The sequence below is a fragment of the Aquitalea pelogenes genome (assembly GCF_001515305.1).
Classification (GTDB): Bacteria; Pseudomonadota; Gammaproteobacteria; order Burkholderiales; family Chromobacteriaceae; genus Aquitalea; species Aquitalea pelogenes.
The window spans coordinates 17,267-34,283 of record NZ_LNQV01000045.1 but is presented as its reverse complement, the minus strand read 5'-3'; the positions used below and the strand labels follow the sequence as shown (position 1 = coordinate 34,283).

Here is a 17,017-nt window from a genome sequence, read left to right as displayed (position 1 = left end):
CCGCCAGGCGTTGCAGCGTGGAAAAGTCCAGGTGATCGTAATGCAGATGGGTGACCAGCAGCAGGGTCGATACGCGGCAGATCGGGCAAATCCAGCGGCATTGGCACCTGACGCCTGGGCCCCAGGAAACGGAAGGGTGACACCCTGGGTGATAACACCGGATCGAGCAGGATATTGCAGCCGGCCAACTGGATGAAACTGCTGGCATGCCCCAGCCAGCTGACACTGCTGCGACTGCGGTTCTCACGCAAGGCGGCAGCCTCACCGCTGGTGAGCGGAATCATCTCGGGTCGATGCGCTGGCTGCGGCCCCCACCAATGCCTTAACTGCCATGCCAACAGCTGCCCCGCAGACGGGAGGGAAAACGGGTACATATTGCGATAAGCCCGCGCCCCATGGTGAGGGCGGACTGGGTCGGCCACATAGGGCTGACGATTGAACAGCGAACGGAACCATTCCGGCGCATTGAACATGATGATTTCCTGGCAAGCGGTTTGCATAAAATGCGGTCATCACCGGCATTTGCCAAGTCACCCAATAAAAATGGCCTCCAGCGGAGGCCATTCGTGACAACAGGACAAACCAGGATCAGAAGCTGTAAACCGCCTGAGCCGCGAAGATATCGTTGCTCTTGCGATAGTTGCCATCGCTGCGCAGGAATACGTCGCGATTGGCCCAGTCGTGACGGATTTCCATCTTCAGGGTCAACTGGTCGGTCGGGTAGAACAGCAAGGCTGCGGTCAAAGCCTGACGAGTGGCACCGGAGCAATCAGTACCATTGACACTGCTGCTATTGAAACAAGCCTGGGAAATACCGAAGCCGTTGGTGCCATCCACGCCACTGGACTGACCCAGCGCGATACCACCGCCACCGCCACCGTTCTTGCTGTCATTCAGGTAGTCATAACGCAGGGTGGCACCCATGCGGCCGAACCACTCGGAATTCCATTTCTGATGGGCCAGCAAGGAGAAGCCATACCATACGGCATCGCCACCGTTCCAGGCTGCCTGCTTCTGGCGACCATAGTCGATTTCGGCATTGTAGACACTGTCGGTACCGGTCAGCGTCATGTCCAGCTCGCCAAAGTAGTAGGCCCCGTAGGCGCTATTGGAAGTACCTTGATAGCCATAGGTACCGTCACCATTACCATTGGCATCGGTGTGCGCATACAGGCTTTGACGACCGATATTCATCGAGCCGCCAATGTCCAGATTGCTGGTCATGGTGTAGTCGACACGGCCAGTCACCGTCGGGGTGCTGTTGCTATGGGTATGCGTACCGGAGTCAGTAGCACTGTTCGGGTTGGTGTGGAACTGCTCGTTGGCAATCATGAACTTGGTAGCCCACGACCCATGCGACCAGTTGAAGCCGGCACCAACATAGCTGCCCGGGTCGCTGAAGTCATACAGCAGGCCATGGGTGATGGTGTTCATCTGGTTGGATTGCTGTACTTCGTAACCACCGAAGCTGTTCATCAAACCTGCCACCAACTGGGTAGTGTCGGACACCGGGAAGTTGATGATGGCGGTATTGATGATGTTGTTGCCGGCGCTGCTGGTGCCACCGCTGGTCAGCAGGTTGTTGCCGGAACCACGGTTAGGCAGGATGCTGACTTCGGCACTGGGCGCCATCGGGCCGACACCAAAGGTTTTCTTGATGTCCAGGTAGACATCACCAAAGGTGCTGTTGGTGTAAGCATACTGGTTGCTGTGATTGACAAACTGGAAGCCGGCGCTGCGACCCAGACGGCTGGCCACATAGGTCGGGTCCATGTAACCGGTAATGCTCAGACCGGCAATCGGGCCTTCGCTCGCATCGGTAGTCAGCTTGTCGACCTTCATCTCCATGCCGGCCACGCGCTGTTTCAGCTCGGCATTGCCGTCATCGGCCTCGGGTGCCTTGGCGGCAGTTGCGGCATTCACCGCCTGTTGCAGCTGTTGCATTTGCGCCTGCAGGGCCTCTAGCTGGGCCTTGAGCTTGGCGATTTCGTCTCCCTTGGCGTCGGCCATGGCCACACCGGGAAGACCTGCGATCAGTGCGCTGATCAACAATTTCTTCATTTCATTTCTCCCTTGTACTACAGCATGAACAGCTTTGCTCCTACGCTGACAGAACAAACGGGGCAACAGCCGGACTGGTCTGACTGCCCAACCCACTGCTACCCCGTTGTCGTTACACTAATCCCCTGCTGACTCAGGCAGCCTTGAAGGCCAGCTGCATTTCACGTTCACGCTTGCGCTGCATGGAACGCATGTACAGATTGCCCGCTACCACCCCCACCGACACCACCAGGATGAACAGGGTGGCCAGTGCGTTCATTTCCGGGTTCAGACCCAGACGAACCCGCGAGAACACCACCATCGGCAAGGTGGTGGAACCTGGACCGGACAGGAAGGCGGTCAGCACCAGGTCGTCCAGCGACAGGGTGAAGGACAGCAACCAGCCGGACACCAGCGCCTGGGAAATCAGCGGCAGGGTAATCACGCAGAACACCTTGAGCGGACGTGCACCCAGGTCCATGGCGGCTTCTTCCAGCGAACGGTTCAGTTCACGCACACGGGATTGCACGATGATGGCTACGTAGGACACACACAGCATCACGTGACCAATCCAGATGGTGAACACACCGCGGCCTTCCGGCCAGCCCAGGGTTTGCTCCATGGCCACAAACAGCAGCAACAGCGAAATACCCTGGATCACTTCCGGAATCACCAGCGGGGCGTTGATCATGCCGGCGAACAGCGGAAACAGGCGGAAGCGGTTGAGCCGCGCCATCACAAAACCGGCCCAGGTACCCACCACCACCGATGCCGTTGCCGTCATCAGCGCAATCTTGATACTGAGCAGGGCTGCGGTGATGAGTTCGTCATCCTCCAGCAGTGCCCAGTACCACTTGGTGGAGAAACCGGACCACACCGTCACCAGCTTCGATTCGTTGAACGAATAGATGATGAGCAGCAGGATGGGCAGGTACAGGAAAGAGTAGCCGAAGCCAAGTACCGCATAAGACAGCGGCTTGCTGGGTTTCAAGGTGCTCATTTCACTTCCTCCATCACTTTTGCTTGGTAATGCTGGAACATGGCCATGGGCACCAGCAGCAGCAGCACCATCGCGCAAGTCACGGTAGCCGCCATCGGCCAGTCCATATTGTTGAAGAATTCATCCCACATCACGCGGCCGATCATCAGCGTGTCGGAACCACCCAGCAGTTCCGGAATCACGTATTCACCTACCGCCGGAATGAACACCAGCAGGCTGCCGGCGATGATGCCGTTCTTGGACAGCGGCAGGGTTACCTGCACAAAGGCCTTCCACGGACGGGCACCCAGGTCGTAGGCGGCTTCCAGCAGGCGCAGGTCCATTTTCACCAGGTGGGAATACAGCGGCATGATCATGAACGGCAGGTAGGAAAACACCATGCCGATATAAACACCCCAGTTGGTGTGGTACAGGCGCAGCGGGGTATCGATGACGCCCAGCCACATCAGGAACTGATTGAGGAAACCGTCGTTCTTCAGGATGCCGATCCACGCATACACGCGGATCAGGTAGGACGTCCAGAACGGCAGCATCACCATCATCATCAGGGTGTCACGGGCAGATTCAGACGCACGGGCAATGTAGTAAGCCATCGGGTAACCGATCAGCAGACACAAAACCGTGGACACAAAAGCCATCTTGACCGAGCTGATGTAGGTGGCGAAGTACAGATCGTCACCCAGCATGAACTTGTAATGGCCGATGTTGAGCACCAGGGTGAAGACATCGTCTTCCATCTTGGTGAGCGGTGTGTAAGGCGGAATCCCCAGCTGCTGCTGGGAGAAGCTGATGCCTACCACCAACAGGAAGGGCAACAGGAAAAAGACAAACAGGAACAAAAACGGAACACCAATCACGGTTGTCCTGCCGGACGGTAACCATCGACTGAATTTGAGACTTTTCATGATTTAGCACCACTTGGCCGGGGAACCCGGCTTGCCAAGCCCATCTTTACAGCCATCATATCAAGGCCCTGTCACGACTCGCCCTGATGTGATGACTTACGTTTCACAGCAACCCGACCCTGCCGGACCGGCTTGCAACCCTCACTCCAGATACTTTTTCTAGCCAGCCACCTGCCCGTTGCCGAACGGCAGCTGACGCTTGCATCAGCCTGCGCGGGGAAAACCCCGGCAGGCCGTGCTGTCTTGCAGCACCGGGGTGCAAACACCCCGGTGATTCAGGACTCGGTTTAGCGGCCGGTCTTCAGCTGGGTCCACAGACGGTTCTGCAGACGCATGATGTCAGCCGGCAGCGGCTTGAGCAGGAACAGGGTCTTCATGACCGATTCCGGCGGATAAATGGACGGATCGTTGGCGATTTCCGGCTTCACGAACTTGCGGGCAGCTGCGTTGGCCGTAGGGTAGAACACTTCATCGGTAATCGCGGCGTTGACTTCCGGATTCTGGATGTAGTTGATCCACTTGTGAGCGGCTTCCACGTGCGGCGCATCTTTCGGGATCACCATCACGTCAAACCAGATCGGCGCGCCGGATTTCGGAATCACATAGCCCAGCTGATAGGTACGCTTGGCTTCAGCGGCACGGTGCTTGGCAATGTTGACGTCACCGGACCAGCCCAGCGCCAGGCAGATATCGCCATTGGCCAGGTCATTGATGTAGCCGGAAGAATTGAACTGGGTGATGTAGGGGCGGATTTTCTTCAGCAGTTCGAAGGCGGCCTGATAGTCAGCCGGGTTCTTGCTGTTCGGGTCCTTGCCCAGGTGGTGCAGTGCGACTGCGAAAACGTCGTTGGCCTGATCCAGCACCGAAACGCCGCAGCCCTTCAGTTTGGAAACATATTTCGGGTCAAACAGGATGTCCCAGCTGTCCAGCGGAGCACCGGCGCCCAGAATGGCCTTCACCTTGGTGAAGTTGTAACCCAGGCCGTCGGTACCGTAAGCCCAGGGCACACCGTGGGCATTGCCCGGATCGGCATCCTGGATCTTGGCCATCAGGGCCTTGTCCAGATTCGCCAGGTTCGGGATCTTGGACTTGTCCAGTTTCTGGTAGATGCCCGCCTCAATCTGCTTGGCCATGAAGTTGGAGGTCGGAACCACGATGTCGTAGCCGGCACGGCCGGTCAGCATCTTGGCTTGCAAGGTGTCGTCGCTGTCGTAAACGTCATACTTCACCTTCACGCCGGTCTGCTTTTCATAGCCGGGAATGGTGCCCTTGGCAATGTAGTCGGACCAGTTATAAACGTTCAGTGCCTTGTCTTCTGCCAGAACGCCAGCACTTGGCAACAGCAGAAGCAGCGAACACAGCACTTTCTTGACAAGTTTCTTCTTCATTACAGGCTTCCTATGTATTGCAAGACCATAAATTCCCTTCGTCTGGGGACGCGAGGGACCTGATGCACTGCACCTCATGAGACCGGTCGGGGATTCTCCCTCCTATCCGGTCACGCCAAACCCGGGGCGAATGTGGCACGCCTATTCACCAAGCAATAAGCGTGCACGACATTTATAACCCCATCCTATCCATTCTGGCTATTTCCAATCCAGAACGGCAGGCCACTGTCAGGCAAGAGACGAAGGACAAGGCAAACAAGCTGCCAGTCTTTTCACATTATTGTTATCGCAGGAAAGCCATGAAACGCTGCCGGCACCAGGCCGACTGCACTTCGACAGGTTCAGGCTAACGCTCGAACCAGCCTCCTCCGTTGTAGATATCACCTCGGTTATGTTTAATAAAATCCACAAATTGTGTTGAGGTGTTACAGCTTTTTAACCACAAAGACATTCAGCCGCAACATGATTTTTTTTGCAGCGCAAAAAACGGCAGGCGGCAGGGGCTTGACATCTGCACAGCACGCACACCCCGGCACATCTGATCATTTATCGGGCATATCCAGCGCCACAGCACCAAATTGACTAAACATATGATCAAAAACCGCGCCCCGCTTGGTGATTCAAGGGTTTAGCCACCACCTGCTCGGGCTACACCCTGCAGCAGGGCTGGCAACGGCATACAGTACCCCTGATCGGATTAACGCGCCGATTCAGCCAGCGGTGGACAAAAAAAGTTTTTTCTTGCTTCACCTCAGAATGAGGCAGTTTTGCCACAGATCAAATCTGGCCATGCCTTGCTGTGCGTACCGACGAAATAAAAGCGGTTTACCCCTTCAGGCAAGCCGCTTACGTTTTAGCACTGTTTGCACAGTGGCAGGAATTTGATCAGATCAAGCGTGCCAGCAGCGCTTTCTCCATGCCAGCCATATCCGGAATGCGCACCTGCATGCCGTTACCAGCAGCCAGATCGACCGCCACACCGTTACGGGTCATCTGGGTCAGCTGCACGATGCGGTTACCACGCGGATGGATCACCTCGATGCGATCCCCCACCGCAAAGCGGTTCTTCACCTCGACCAGCGCCCAGCCATCGGCATCCACTTCCAGCACATCGCCCACATACTGGCTTTGCTTGGCCTTGGAATGGCCGTCCAGGTAATTCTGGTAATCCTGGGTCTGGTGACGCTCCAGGAAGCCCGGGGTGTAGCCACGATTGGCCAGGCCTTCCAGTTCGGCCAGCAGGCTGTAGTCAAACGGGCGGCCGGCCACGGCGTCATCGATGGCACGGCGATACACCTGCGCGGTGCGGGCCACGTAGTACAGGCTCTTGGTACGCCCTTCAATCTTCAACGAATCCACACCGATCTTCACCAGCTTCTCCACCTGCTCCACCGCACGCAGGTCCTTGGAGTTCATGATGTAGGTGCCATGCTCGTCTTCGATGATGGGCATCAGCTCGCCCGGACGGCTGCCTTCTTCGATCAGGTAGGTCTTGTCGGCCAGCGGATGGCGTTCGGCACCACCACAGGCGGCAAAGCTCTGGTTGGCTTCTTCCAGTGCCTTGTTGAAATCCAGCTTGATGGTTTGCACATCACCCGCGTCATCGCCCTGGGTGTCGTGCATCTTGTAATCCCAGCGGCAGGCATTGGTACAGGTGCCCTGGTTCGGGTCGCGGTGATTGAAATAACCGGACAACAGGCAACGGCCGGAGTAGGCAATGCACAAGGCACCATGCACAAACACTTCCAGCTCGATATCCGGGCATTCCTGACGGATTTCGGCAATCTCGTCCAGGCTCAGCTCGCGCGACAGGATGATGCGCGACACACCCAGCTTCTGCCAGAACTTCACCCCCATGTAGTTGACGGTATTGGCCTGCACCGACAAGTGGATAGGCACTTCCGGCCAGCGCTCGCGCACCATCATGATCAGGCCGGGGTCAGCCATGATCAGCGCATCCGGCTTCATGGCGATCACCGGCTCCATGTCGGCCATGTAGGTCTTGATCTTGCTGTTGTGCGGCAACAGGTTGCTGGCCACAAAGAACAGCTTGCCGCGCGCATGCGCTTCATCAATACCGGTTTTCAGTTCTTCAAGCTTGAAGTCGTTATTGCGCGCACGCAGCGAATAGCGCGGCTGACCGGCATAGACCGCATCCGCGCCAAAATCGTAAGCTGCGCGCATTTTGTCCAGCGTGCCGGCGGGCAGCAGCAATTCCGGGGCTTTTAACATAGGGCTTCGCTTTCTTGTTGGGACAGGCAGGCAATCGGCAAGGGCATGCGATCCGGCGGCACAAACGCGCGCCGTGATACATCCTGATTCAACCTGTCATCCGAGTAATATTGGAACAACACCGCCTTGGCGTCGTGCAATACATCATCACACTGCGCCAGAAAAACCGGCCATTCCTGCACCATGGCCGGCATCTGCTGGGCACGGTGATACAGGATGGACAACAAGGACATGGTGAGGGTGTGATGGTATTTTTCTGCCGCGCCCTGCGCCATGGCATAGCGCGACAGCGCACGCGCACAGCGCACGGCCGCCTCCGGCGCCGGATACTGGCGACGGTAAGCCCAGGCAGCATACAAATGCGCCTGGTGGGTAAATTCGGATGCAGGCAGCGTGCTGGATTCCAACTGACGCAAAAACGCCTGATAGTCCATGATCCGGGTTCTCCGAAAACTGTAAAAACAAAAAGGCCCCGCCGTATCAGGGGCCTTTTTTCTATGTTGCGGCGCGATTATGCGCCGCCGGACGCGGCATCGTCAAGCCTGGCATCAGCATGGAGCAAATCCTTTAAGCCCATGTTTTCAATGCCATTTTCTGCTTCATGGTTTTTTGGCCAGCATCGCCAGCAGCAGAAGCTGCACCAGCAGCGACCACACCATCAGTACGCCCCAGCACACAGTCAGTACCGGCTCTTGGGCAAAGCTCAGACTGCTCATCATTGCGGCGCTCAGCACAAAGGCCAAGGTAGCCGCCAGCAGGCACAGCACCGCCTGTTTGCGCCGCATGCGGATACGGCGAATGACATTCCACATTATCAGTCTCCTTCATCATCGTTTTCATCAGCGGGGCAAGACCTCCGCTACATGCACCAGCGTCAGTTGGCGCTGATGCCTGGCTGTTCTGGTTTGGCCTGCTGCAACCATTGCAGTTCGGCTTCGCTGAATCCGGCACAACGCCGGGCATCCATATTGTAGCTGCCGCGATGGGCGGTCAGGTCATACTCGTCCAGCAAGGCGCAAAACGCGGTCATCGGCTCAAGGCCACGTGCGCGACACAGCCAGTGAAACCAATGATTTCCCACCTGAACATGGCCGATTTCATCTTCAAGAATGATGTCGAGAATCGCCACGCTGGCATGGTCGCCAATATTGGCCAGTTTGCGCTTCAGCTCGGGGCTGGCATCCAGCCCCCGCGCTTCCAGCACGCGCGGCACCAGCGCCATGCGGACCAGCACATCGTGATCGGTACGATGGCAGATTTCCCACAAGCCGTTATGCGCCGGGAAATCACCATAGTCATGGCCCAGTTGCTGCAAACGCTGTTGCAGCAGGCGAAAATGTTTGGCCTCCTCCGCCGCAATGCGCAGCCAGTCGGTGACGTAGGCGTCCGGCATGTCGCGAAAGCGCCAGGCGGCATCCAGCGCCAGATTGACGGCATTGAATTCGATATGGGCAATGGCATGCAGCATGGCCGGCTGGCCCAGCGGGGAGCCAGTCCTGCGTCGTGGCACCTTGGTGGCATGCACCAGCTCCGGCCTTGCCGGATGACCGGCCAGCGGCAGGCGTGACAAGGGCGCGTCCAGCCGCTGCAAGTGGCCCGCCTGCCAGGCAGCGTGGATATGGTCGGTAGCGGCCAGTTTGGCGGCGACATCGTTACAGCACAAGGCTGCTTCAATCTGTGGATACAGGGATTCAGGCTTCATCATGGTGCTGTATTCTAACGGTTTGCACTGCATTCGTGCGCTGATGCACCCTGGCGCACCATCGTACACACGGAATTTCATGGTCTGTCTCATCCTGCAAGCGCCATCCACCCTACAAGAACATCGTCGACACCATGGGCTTGATGCATAATGCTGTCATCTGCCACAGGGAGAACAACATGCTGTTCAATTCCAGCCAACTCGGCACCGTAGAAGTGGATGAAAGCACCATCATCAATTTTGACCAGGGTATTCCGGCTCTGGAAAACTGCACCCAGTTCAAGCTGTTCCACAATGCCGACAGCGCCAATCCGTCGGTATTCTGGATGCAGTCGCTGGACGATGCCGGCATCACCCTGAGCGTGACCCACCCGACTCAACTGGGCGTTCGCTACGAGGTGGAACTGAATGACGAGGAAGTTTCCCGTCTGGAACTGAGCAAGCCGGAAGATGCCGTGATTCTGGTATTGCTGTATCAGGAACAGTCCGAGTCCGAATCCCATCCGGCACTGGGCGAACTGAAGGCAAACATCCGCAATCCGCTCATCCTCAACCTGTCCAGCCGCAAAGGCCTGCAGAAAACCGGCCTGTCCTGCGACATCCTGATGCACAACCTCGGCTAAACCCGGCCCGGCACCAGCCGGGCTGCCCCGGAGCCTTTCATGACTGTCTCTTCAGTACCGCGCTGCCCCTGGTGCGGGGATGATCCTTTATATATTGCCTATCACGATGAGGAATGGGGCCGTCCGCAACACGACGACACCAGGCTGTTTGAAATGCTGATTCTCGAAGGTGCCCAGGCAGGCTTGTCCTGGATCACCATCCTGCGCAAGCGCGAAGGCTATCGCCGGGCCTTCCATGGTTTCGACCCGCAGCGGGTGGCGCAGATGACCGAAGAGGATGTCGAAAGGCTGATGCAGGACAGCGGGATTGTCCGCAATCGTCTGAAGATACGCAGTGCCATTCGCAATGCGGCGGTGTTCCTGCAATTGCAGCAAGAGCACGGCAGTTTCGACCGCTGGCTGTGGAGCCACACCCAGGGGCAGAGCGTGCTCAACCACTGGCCGACATTGCAAGATTGCCCGGCCAGCACGGCATTATCCGACCAGATCAGCAAGTCACTGAAAAAAGCCGGAATGAATTTTGTCGGCAGTACCGTGATTTATGCTTACTTGCAGGCAACCGGGGTAGTGAATGACCACTTGCTGGCTTGCCACTGCCACCCGGCCTATGGCAAGACTCAGGCCTGAGCCGGGCTGAACACCACGGTGCGGAACATGCCGTCGGTGGAATGAAAGGGGTGAGCCTGCACCGGCTCATCCTCCTGACAAAATGCCATCATGCGCCAGCCGTGAATCAGCTCACGCACTTCCTCTTCCGACCACGGCCCTTCCATACGGTCCGGCACCAGTGCCGACAACTCCTGACACAGCGCACGCAGGCGGCCCGGAACCTCAAGCTGCTGCAGCGTAAAAACCAACTTCCGCTGATGACTCATACTTCACCTCTCACCCCTGTGGGTGTGCAGTAAGCCATCATCATTTCATGTCTTATTATTAAAATCCAGTTAAATCACCATTCGTAATTTGATTTAATAATGCGCAAAACCATTTGATAGGTTTCCATGAAAACAAAAAGGGCCATCCAATCCGGATGACCCTTCTGTTCAAGCAACCACGCTACCGGGAACTCAGAACAGCTTCAGCCCCTTGAGCATCACCACCAGAATCAGCAGCGGCGAAACAAAGCGCACCACCACCAGCAGTACCCGCACCAGCGCCTCGTTGTGCAACTGGCCTTCATTGGACAAGGCCGCCTTCAAACGGTCAAAACCCCATACCCAGCCGACAAACAGGCAAAGGAAGATACCACCCAGCGGCATCAGGATATTGGATGTGACAAAGTCGAACAGGTCGAACATGGTCATGCCAAACAGCTTGAAGTCAGCCATGGTGCTGTTGGACAAGGCACAGCTTGCGCCAAACAGTGCCAGCACCAGCAGGTTCAGCACCGTTGCCTTGGGACGGCTGATGCCAAAACGCTCGCTCAACACCGATACCGGCACTTCCAGGATGGACAACATGGCACCCGTCGAGGCGATGGCAGCCAATATAAAGAAAGCCACCATGAACAGCTGGCCCATCGGCATGCTGGCAAACACGGCAGGAATGGTGATGAACAGCAGCGACGGCCCGGCTTCCGGCTTGAAGCCAAAGGCAAACACTGCCGGGAAAATGGCAATACCGGCCAGCATGGACACAAACAGGTCGGCACACATCACGCGCAAGGTGGTGGCAGGAATGTTCTGATCGTCACGGAAATAGCTGCCATAGGTCATCATGGTACCCATGCCGATGGACAACTTGAAAAATGCCAGGCCAACCGCAGTCAACACCACTGCGGCAGTAATCTTGGAGAAATCCGGGGCAAACAGGAAACTGATGCCCTGCATGGCACCAGGCAGCATCAGGCTGCGCACGCCAATCACCAGCAGCAGCAAGAACAGGATGGGCATCAGCTTCTTGGTGACAGCCTCAATCCCCTTGGCCACCCCCATCAGCAAGATACCGCCAATCAGCGCCAGCACCAGCCATTGCCACAGCAGCGACTGCACCGGGTCGGCAATCAGGCTGCCAAAAGCCGCCGAGGTGACTTTCGGATCGCTGGACAGAATGCCACCGCCAATCGCCTTGAACACATAGGCAAACACCCAGGCAGCCACTTCGGAATAAAACGCCATGATCAGGAAGGCCGACAATACGCCAAAAGCGCTGATCAACCACCATGGCTGGCCGGCAGGTGCCAGCTTTTTCAATGCGGTGACTGCATCGGACTTGGCACGGCGGCCCAGCATGATTTCCGAAATCATCACCGGCAAACCCACCAGCAAGGTGGCACAGACATACACGATCAGAAAACCGGCACCGCCATTGGTCCCGGTCAGATAGGGAAATTTCCAGATATTACCCAGCCCGACCGCCGAGCCGAGCGTGGCGGCCAGTACGCCAAAACTGGAGGTAAATCCGTCACGTGCCTTGCTGGCACCTGCGGACGCCGAGGATCTGCTGTCCTGTTTCATTTGGTCTCTCATCACGACAAAATTCAAACCCGTTCAAGCGATAACCTGAACGGATTACACGGGTTCCGGGGTCACCGGAGCGGCGATTCTGAAGTGATTTTCCAGACCATGCAAAATTATTTGTCAGTCACCACCCTGCACGCGACACAACTCGGCAGTGAGCCGTGCCAGCCAATCAAAACAGGCAGCCAGTTGACTCTCCTCAATAAATTCATCCGGGCGATGTGCCTGCTCGATCGAACCTGGTCCCAGCACAACACAAGGGATGCCGGCCGCATGGAAAACACCAGCTTCCGTGGTATACGCCACACCGTCACCACCCTGACAAGCGCACAGCTTTTCCACATAGTGCAGCACTTCACTTTGCGGTGTAGCCTCGAATGCCGGGCAATATACGCGCGGCTCAATTGAGATTTCCGCTTCCGGGGCCACCTGGCGCATTTCGAGCAACAGATTGTCAGCATAGTCACGCACCGAATCGACAAAGCGCTGCGGATCATCCCCTGGCAGCCAGCGGCACTCGAAGGTGAATTCGCAATCCTTGGGCACGATGTTGTTGGCCGTACCGCCGGAAATGGTGCCGGTTTGCAAGGTGGTAAACGGCACATCATACAATGGCTGGTGATGACCGAACGATGCCTCAGTGTCTGCCAGGCGGCGAACGTGGGTAATCAGCCTGGCGGCATATTCAATGGCATTCACCCCTTGCGGTGTGAGCGAGGAATGCGCAGCCCGCCCCTGTACATGGCAGTGGTAATGGGCAATGCCCTTGTGTGCCACCACCGGACGCATTGAAGTCGGCTCGCCAATGATGCAACCGGCCAGCGGCACCTGCTCCTGTAACAAGGCATCAATCAGGCGTGGCACGCCCAAGCAGCCCACTTCCTCGTCATAAGACAAGGCAATACCGATGCCCTGCTGCAGGCTTCCCTCTGCTGCAAGCCTCACCCACTCCGGCACATGCGCCAGTACGCAGGCAATGAAACCCTTCATATCGCATGCACCGCGGCCATACCAACGACCGTCTCCCTTGTCGGTCAGGGTAAACGGCGGTGAAGTCCACGCCTGCCCGTCCACCGGCACCACATCGGTGTGACCGGACAGCAACAGAACCGGCAAGTCTGCCGCACCTATCCGGGCAAACAGGTTGGCCTTGCTGCCATCATCATTCAAGGTCAGCTGGCTGCTCAGGCCGTAAGCCTGCAGATACTGCTCCACCCAACTGATCAGTGCGAGATTGGAATGACGGCTGGTGGTGTCAAAGCCCACCAGTGTTTGCAGCAGGGAAAGATAGGAGGAAGACATGAGGCAGTCCTGTAACAAGGCAAAACATAGGCGGAGTCTGCCCCCAGAGCTGCTACTCAGGCAATATGCCTGCCAATAAAAAGGCTGCCTGCCCCCCAGCCGGATAGCCTTTTTCTACAGCACTCTTGGCAAGCATGCCGAAACCCGCTATTATTCGCACTCTTCTGCGGCGGGTCTCCTCGCATTGTACGGTAGCAAACCTGGTCAGGTCCGGAAGGAAGCAGCCATAGTTACTTAGTGCAAGTGCCGAGGGTCAGGCTCGCCACCCTCCCCTCTTTGGTTCTACCATCATCTATATACATGTTTACGACATGTAACTACCATTTTCGTGCCAGGTGGATGACATTCCGTTGTATTTCTAGATAAGAATACGCTAACATATCATTCATGCGCATGTAATCCATGACGGAACTTTATGATTTTTTTCAAATCACATTATTCCTTATGGATTTTCTTTGCTATTTTTAGGACATAGGGCAGTGTCCTAAGCCAAAACAATAATTCAATACAATACTGTTAGCCTTTTAAGAGGAACAACCCATGAAACTCTTTGAAAAAATCACCAATCCGCGTGAAATCCGCCGCAAGCTGGGCCTGAATCAGCAAGAGTTCTGGAGCCGCATCGGCGTAACCCAGTCCGGCGGCTCCCGCTACGAAAGCGGCCGCAACATGCCTAAACCGGTTCGCGAACTGCTGCGTCTGGTTCATGTCGAGCAGATCGAACTGTCCAAGGTACGTCGCGAAGACTTCGAAATTGTCGAGTACCTGAAAGAAACCCATCCTGACCTGTACAAGAGCCTGCGCAAGGCCGTACGTGCCAAGATGGAAGCGCAGGAAGGCAGCAGCGAAGCAACCGCTGGCTGATATTCCCGCCACCCAAAAAAAGCAGCCGCCAAACCTTCTGGTTCAACGGCTGCTTTTTTCATGAGCAAACCGCAATGTAGTAGTACATAGCGGTCTGGAAAACCTGCTTACTCACCAGCATTGCGTACCAGCAGGACCGGCACATCTGCCTGCTTGAGCAAGCCTTCGGCAACACTACCCATCAGGATATGCATCAAGCCGCTCCAGCCATGGGTACCCATCACCACCAGATCAGCACCCCAGGTATTGGCATCATCAATCAGCACTGATGCAATCTTGTCACCCCAGCTCTCCAGGATCTTGACTTCAGGGGTCAGCCCGGCAGCCACTGCCTGTGCCTGTGCCTGTCCCAGCACTTGCTCACCGGCCTGCTTGATGGACTTTTGCAGCTCGGCAGCATCCAGGAACTCAGTACCGCCCCAGCCAAACTGCGCCAGATCAACCACATGCACCAGACGAAGGGTGCTACCCATGGTCTTGGCAAGTCGGCATGCTTCAGCCAATGCCAGGTTGGACGTATCACTATCATCCACCGGCACGAAAATGCGTTGGTACATAAGCCTCTCCTTGTGTGTGTTGGCAGCCATGCATTCAGTCTAGCAAACCACCCCGGCTTGCTGTTGATACAGATTAAGACAGTCGATTAGACTGAATGTCATTTTATTCAGGTGAAATCATGGCACGCATCAAGATTGCGCTTCCCGAGCAGTTCATCTTCCAGACCAGCATGGACGTGCGCATTGGCGACATCAACTACGGCGGCCACATGGCCAATGATGCCATTTTGCGTCTGGCGCACGAGGTGCGCCTGCGCTGGTTGAAAAGCATGGGCTACAGCGAGCTGGATGTCGAGGGCGTTGGCATCATCATGGCCGATGCAGCCGTCATGTACCGTGCCGAAGCATTTCACGGCGACCAACTGGTGTTCAATCTCGGCACTGCCGATCTCAACAAGTACGGGCTGGACATCGTCTATCAGGCGACAGATGGCAACAATGGCAAAGAAGTGGCAAGATTGAAGACAGGCATCGTATTCTTCGATTACCAGACTCGTCAGGTCGCAGCCATGCCCGCAGCCTTTGCGGCAAGGCTTCATCAATAACAACAAGGAATCTCGTGATGCGTCCATACCCGATTAACAGCCCCGAGGCCATTGCCCGTTTGCTGGCCATGTTCATGATTTCCGATGGCAACATGGACCCGCGCGAGCTGGACCTGCTGGAAAAAGTCAACGTCTACGATCTGATCGGCCTGTCGCGCAAGCAATTTGCCCAGGTTCTGACAGACTACTGTGACGACATTTCCGACGAAGCGGAGCAGGACGGCACCATTCACCTGCTGGATACCGACCGGATCGAAACCATGCTGGCCGAGGTAACCAATCCGGTCAAACGCATCCTGACCTGTGTGCTAGCCATGGATATCAGCAAATCGGACGGCACCATCAGCGACCCGGAAATTGTCTTGCTGCGCCACATGATGAAAGAATGGAACATCAGCCTGGACGACCTGGAACGCCAATTCGTGCGCTGAACCCTGTGGCGGCAACCGGGTACGAGGCCCGGCATCCGTGCTAAAGCATTGCGCAAGCCGCCCGGCCCGTCCTGGCGGCTTTGTCATTGATAACAACAAGGTGCTAACCCATATGCAAACCCGCTTTACCGGCAGCGATCAATACGTTGCCACCGACGACCTGATGATGGCAGTCAATGCTGCCATCACACTGCAGCGCCCTTTGCTGGTTAAAGGCGAGCCGGGTACCGGCAAGACCATGCTGGCCGAAGAAATTGCCGCCAGCCTGGGCCGGCAGCTGATTGTCTGGCCGATCAAATCCAGTACCAAAGCCCAGCACGGGCTGTACGAATACGATGCGGTATCCCGCCTGCGTGACTCCCAGCTGGGCGATGCCAAGGTTCATGACATCAGTAATTACATCATCAAGGGGCAGCTATGGCAGGCCTTCGAGGCGGATACGGCACCGGTGTTGCTGATTGATGAAATTGACAAGGCGGACATCGAATTCCCCAACGACTTGCTGCGCGAACTGGACCAGATGGAGTTTTTTGTGCACGAGACGCAGCAATTTGTTCGTGCCCGGCAGCGGCCCATCATCATCATTACTTCCAATAACGAGAAGGAACTGCCAGACGCTTTCCTGCGCCGCTGCTTCTTCCATTACATCCGTTTTCCCGATCCGGCCACCATGCAGACCATCGTGGACGTGCACTACCCCGGCCTGCAACAGCAGCTGGTCAGCCAGGCACTGGAAGTCTTTTTTGCCATCCGTGAAATGCCCGGCCTGAAGAAAAAGCCCACCACTTCCGAACTGCTGGACTGGCTGAAGCTGCTGGGCAGTGAAGGCATAGACAGCGCACAACTGGCCGCCCAGCACCAGTCGGCCAGCCTGCCACCATTGGCAGGTGCCCTGTTGAAGAACGAGCAGGACCTGTCCTTGTTCGAGCGCCTGAGCAATATGGCACGCCTGCGCCGTGGCTGAGTCTG

At 56.5% G+C, this 17,017-nt stretch carries 18 protein-coding genes, 1 other RNA gene and 1 pseudogene; 7 read left to right on the top strand and 13 right to left on the bottom strand.

All coding sequences use genetic code 11. The features are described from left to right. The 9 genes and pseudogenes from AWT75_RS22260 to AWT75_RS16505 all read right to left on the bottom strand — a co-directional run. A pseudogene (locus AWT75_RS22260) lies at positions 1 to 473 on the bottom strand (hypothetical protein); the annotation flags it as partial. A 115-nt stretch (positions 474 to 588) separates the two neighbouring features. Continuing rightward, the gene (locus AWT75_RS16540; protein WP_062790578.1) at positions 589 to 2,061 is read right to left on the bottom strand and encodes a DUF3138 family protein; all 1,473 of its coding nucleotides are present in this window, start codon (positions 2,059 to 2,061) and stop codon (positions 589 to 591) included. Between the two features lie 133 nt (positions 2,062 to 2,194). Next, the gene (locus AWT75_RS16535) at positions 2,195 to 3,040 is read right to left on the bottom strand and encodes an ABC transporter permease subunit (RefSeq protein WP_062790576.1); all 846 of its coding nucleotides are present in this window, start codon (positions 3,038 to 3,040) and stop codon (positions 2,195 to 2,197) included. Further along, positions 3,037 to 3,945 carry an ABC transporter permease subunit gene (locus AWT75_RS16530; RefSeq protein WP_045848657.1) on the bottom strand — a complete coding sequence of 303 codons (909 nt, stop codon included), beginning with the start codon at positions 3,943 to 3,945 and terminating at the stop codon, positions 3,037 to 3,039. Before AWT75_RS16530 ends, AWT75_RS16535 begins: the two co-directional genes overlap by 4 nt. Positions 3,946 to 4,232: 287 nt before the next feature. After that, the gene (locus AWT75_RS16525) at positions 4,233 to 5,333 is read right to left on the bottom strand and encodes a polyamine ABC transporter substrate-binding protein (protein ID WP_045848656.1); all 1,101 of its coding nucleotides are present in this window, start codon (positions 5,331 to 5,333) and stop codon (positions 4,233 to 4,235) included. Between the two features lie 885 nt (positions 5,334 to 6,218). Further along, complete coding sequence (gene trhP, locus AWT75_RS16520; RefSeq protein ID WP_045848655.1) at positions 6,219 to 7,565, bottom strand: prephenate-dependent tRNA uridine(34) hydroxylase TrhP; 1,347 nt, start codon at positions 7,563 to 7,565, stop codon at positions 6,219 to 6,221. Next, positions 7,559 to 7,999: a hypothetical protein gene (locus AWT75_RS16515; RefSeq protein ID WP_045848654.1), complete on the bottom strand. Its 441-nt coding sequence runs from the start codon at positions 7,997 to 7,999 to the stop codon at positions 7,559 to 7,561. Before AWT75_RS16515 ends, trhP begins: the two co-directional genes overlap by 7 nt. A gap of 165 nt (positions 8,000 to 8,164) precedes the next feature. Continuing rightward, positions 8,165 to 8,377, bottom strand: a complete 213-nt coding sequence (locus AWT75_RS16510) for a hypothetical protein (RefSeq protein WP_045848653.1) — start codon at positions 8,375 to 8,377, stop codon at positions 8,165 to 8,167. A 62-nt stretch (positions 8,378 to 8,439) separates the two neighbouring features. Continuing rightward, positions 8,440 to 9,267 (bottom strand): ferritin-like domain-containing protein, encoded by an 828-nt coding sequence (locus AWT75_RS16505; RefSeq protein WP_197077289.1) that lies wholly within the window; start codon positions 9,265 to 9,267, stop codon positions 8,440 to 8,442. Between the two features lie 179 nt (positions 9,268 to 9,446). Here AWT75_RS16505 and fliW point away from each other — a divergent pair, with 179 nt between their 5' ends. Together fliW and AWT75_RS16495 are read left to right on the top strand one after the other, a co-directional pair. Beyond that, on the top strand, positions 9,447 to 9,890 hold the full coding sequence (gene fliW / locus AWT75_RS16500; RefSeq protein ID WP_045848697.1) for a flagellar assembly protein FliW: 444 nt from the start codon (positions 9,447 to 9,449) through the stop codon (positions 9,888 to 9,890). A gap of 39 nt (positions 9,891 to 9,929) precedes the next feature. Then, positions 9,930 to 10,517: a DNA-3-methyladenine glycosylase I gene (locus AWT75_RS16495; RefSeq protein ID WP_045848651.1), complete on the top strand. Its 588-nt coding sequence runs from the start codon at positions 9,930 to 9,932 to the stop codon at positions 10,515 to 10,517. Here AWT75_RS16495 and AWT75_RS16490 read toward each other — a convergent pair. The 3 genes from AWT75_RS16490 to argE all read right to left on the bottom strand — a co-directional run bounded on the left by AWT75_RS16490 (position 10,508) and on the right by argE (position 13,651). Beyond that, positions 10,508 to 10,747 carry a hypothetical protein gene (locus tag AWT75_RS16490; RefSeq protein ID WP_161937770.1) on the bottom strand — a complete coding sequence of 80 codons (240 nt, stop codon included), beginning with the start codon at positions 10,745 to 10,747 and terminating at the stop codon, positions 10,508 to 10,510. The genes AWT75_RS16495 and AWT75_RS16490 overlap by 10 nt on opposite strands. Positions 10,748 to 10,957: 210 nt before the next feature. Then, positions 10,958 to 12,346, bottom strand: coding sequence for a sodium-dependent transporter (locus tag AWT75_RS16485; RefSeq protein WP_045848649.1), 1,389 nt, complete (start codon positions 12,344 to 12,346; stop codon positions 10,958 to 10,960). Positions 12,347 to 12,469: 123 nt separating this feature from the next. After that, positions 12,470 to 13,651 (bottom strand): acetylornithine deacetylase, encoded by a 1,182-nt coding sequence (gene argE, locus AWT75_RS16480; RefSeq protein ID WP_062790572.1) that lies wholly within the window; start codon positions 13,649 to 13,651, stop codon positions 12,470 to 12,472. A 168-nt stretch (positions 13,652 to 13,819) separates the two neighbouring features. Here argE and ffs point away from each other — a divergent pair. After that, positions 13,820 to 13,918, top strand: an RNA gene (gene ffs, locus AWT75_RS16475) — signal recognition particle sRNA small type. 273 nt (positions 13,919 to 14,191) lie between these two features. Continuing rightward, positions 14,192 to 14,515, top strand: a complete 324-nt coding sequence (locus AWT75_RS16470; RefSeq protein ID WP_045848647.1) for a helix-turn-helix domain-containing protein — start codon at positions 14,192 to 14,194, stop codon at positions 14,513 to 14,515. A 107-nt stretch (positions 14,516 to 14,622) separates the two neighbouring features. On the opposite strand, the gene AWT75_RS16465 is transcribed toward AWT75_RS16470, so the two are convergent. Continuing rightward, positions 14,623 to 15,072 carry a universal stress protein gene (locus AWT75_RS16465; RefSeq protein ID WP_062790570.1) on the bottom strand — a complete coding sequence of 150 codons (450 nt, stop codon included), beginning with the start codon at positions 15,070 to 15,072 and terminating at the stop codon, positions 14,623 to 14,625. Between the two features lie 119 nt (positions 15,073 to 15,191). On the opposite strand from AWT75_RS16465, the gene AWT75_RS16460 reads away from it, so the two are divergent. From AWT75_RS16460 to AWT75_RS16450, 3 genes are all read left to right on the top strand, one after another. Next, positions 15,192 to 15,617, top strand: a complete 426-nt coding sequence (locus tag AWT75_RS16460) for an acyl-CoA thioesterase (RefSeq protein WP_045848645.1) — start codon at positions 15,192 to 15,194, stop codon at positions 15,615 to 15,617. A gap of 17 nt (positions 15,618 to 15,634) precedes the next feature. Continuing rightward, positions 15,635 to 16,048, top strand: coding sequence for a TerB family tellurite resistance protein (locus tag AWT75_RS16455; RefSeq protein WP_193394097.1), 414 nt, complete (start codon positions 15,635 to 15,637; stop codon positions 16,046 to 16,048). 112 nt (positions 16,049 to 16,160) lie between these two features. Next, positions 16,161 to 17,012, top strand: coding sequence for an AAA family ATPase (locus AWT75_RS16450; protein ID WP_045848643.1), 852 nt, complete (start codon positions 16,161 to 16,163; stop codon positions 17,010 to 17,012). The last annotated feature ends 5 nt before the right edge of the window (positions 17,013 to 17,017 follow it).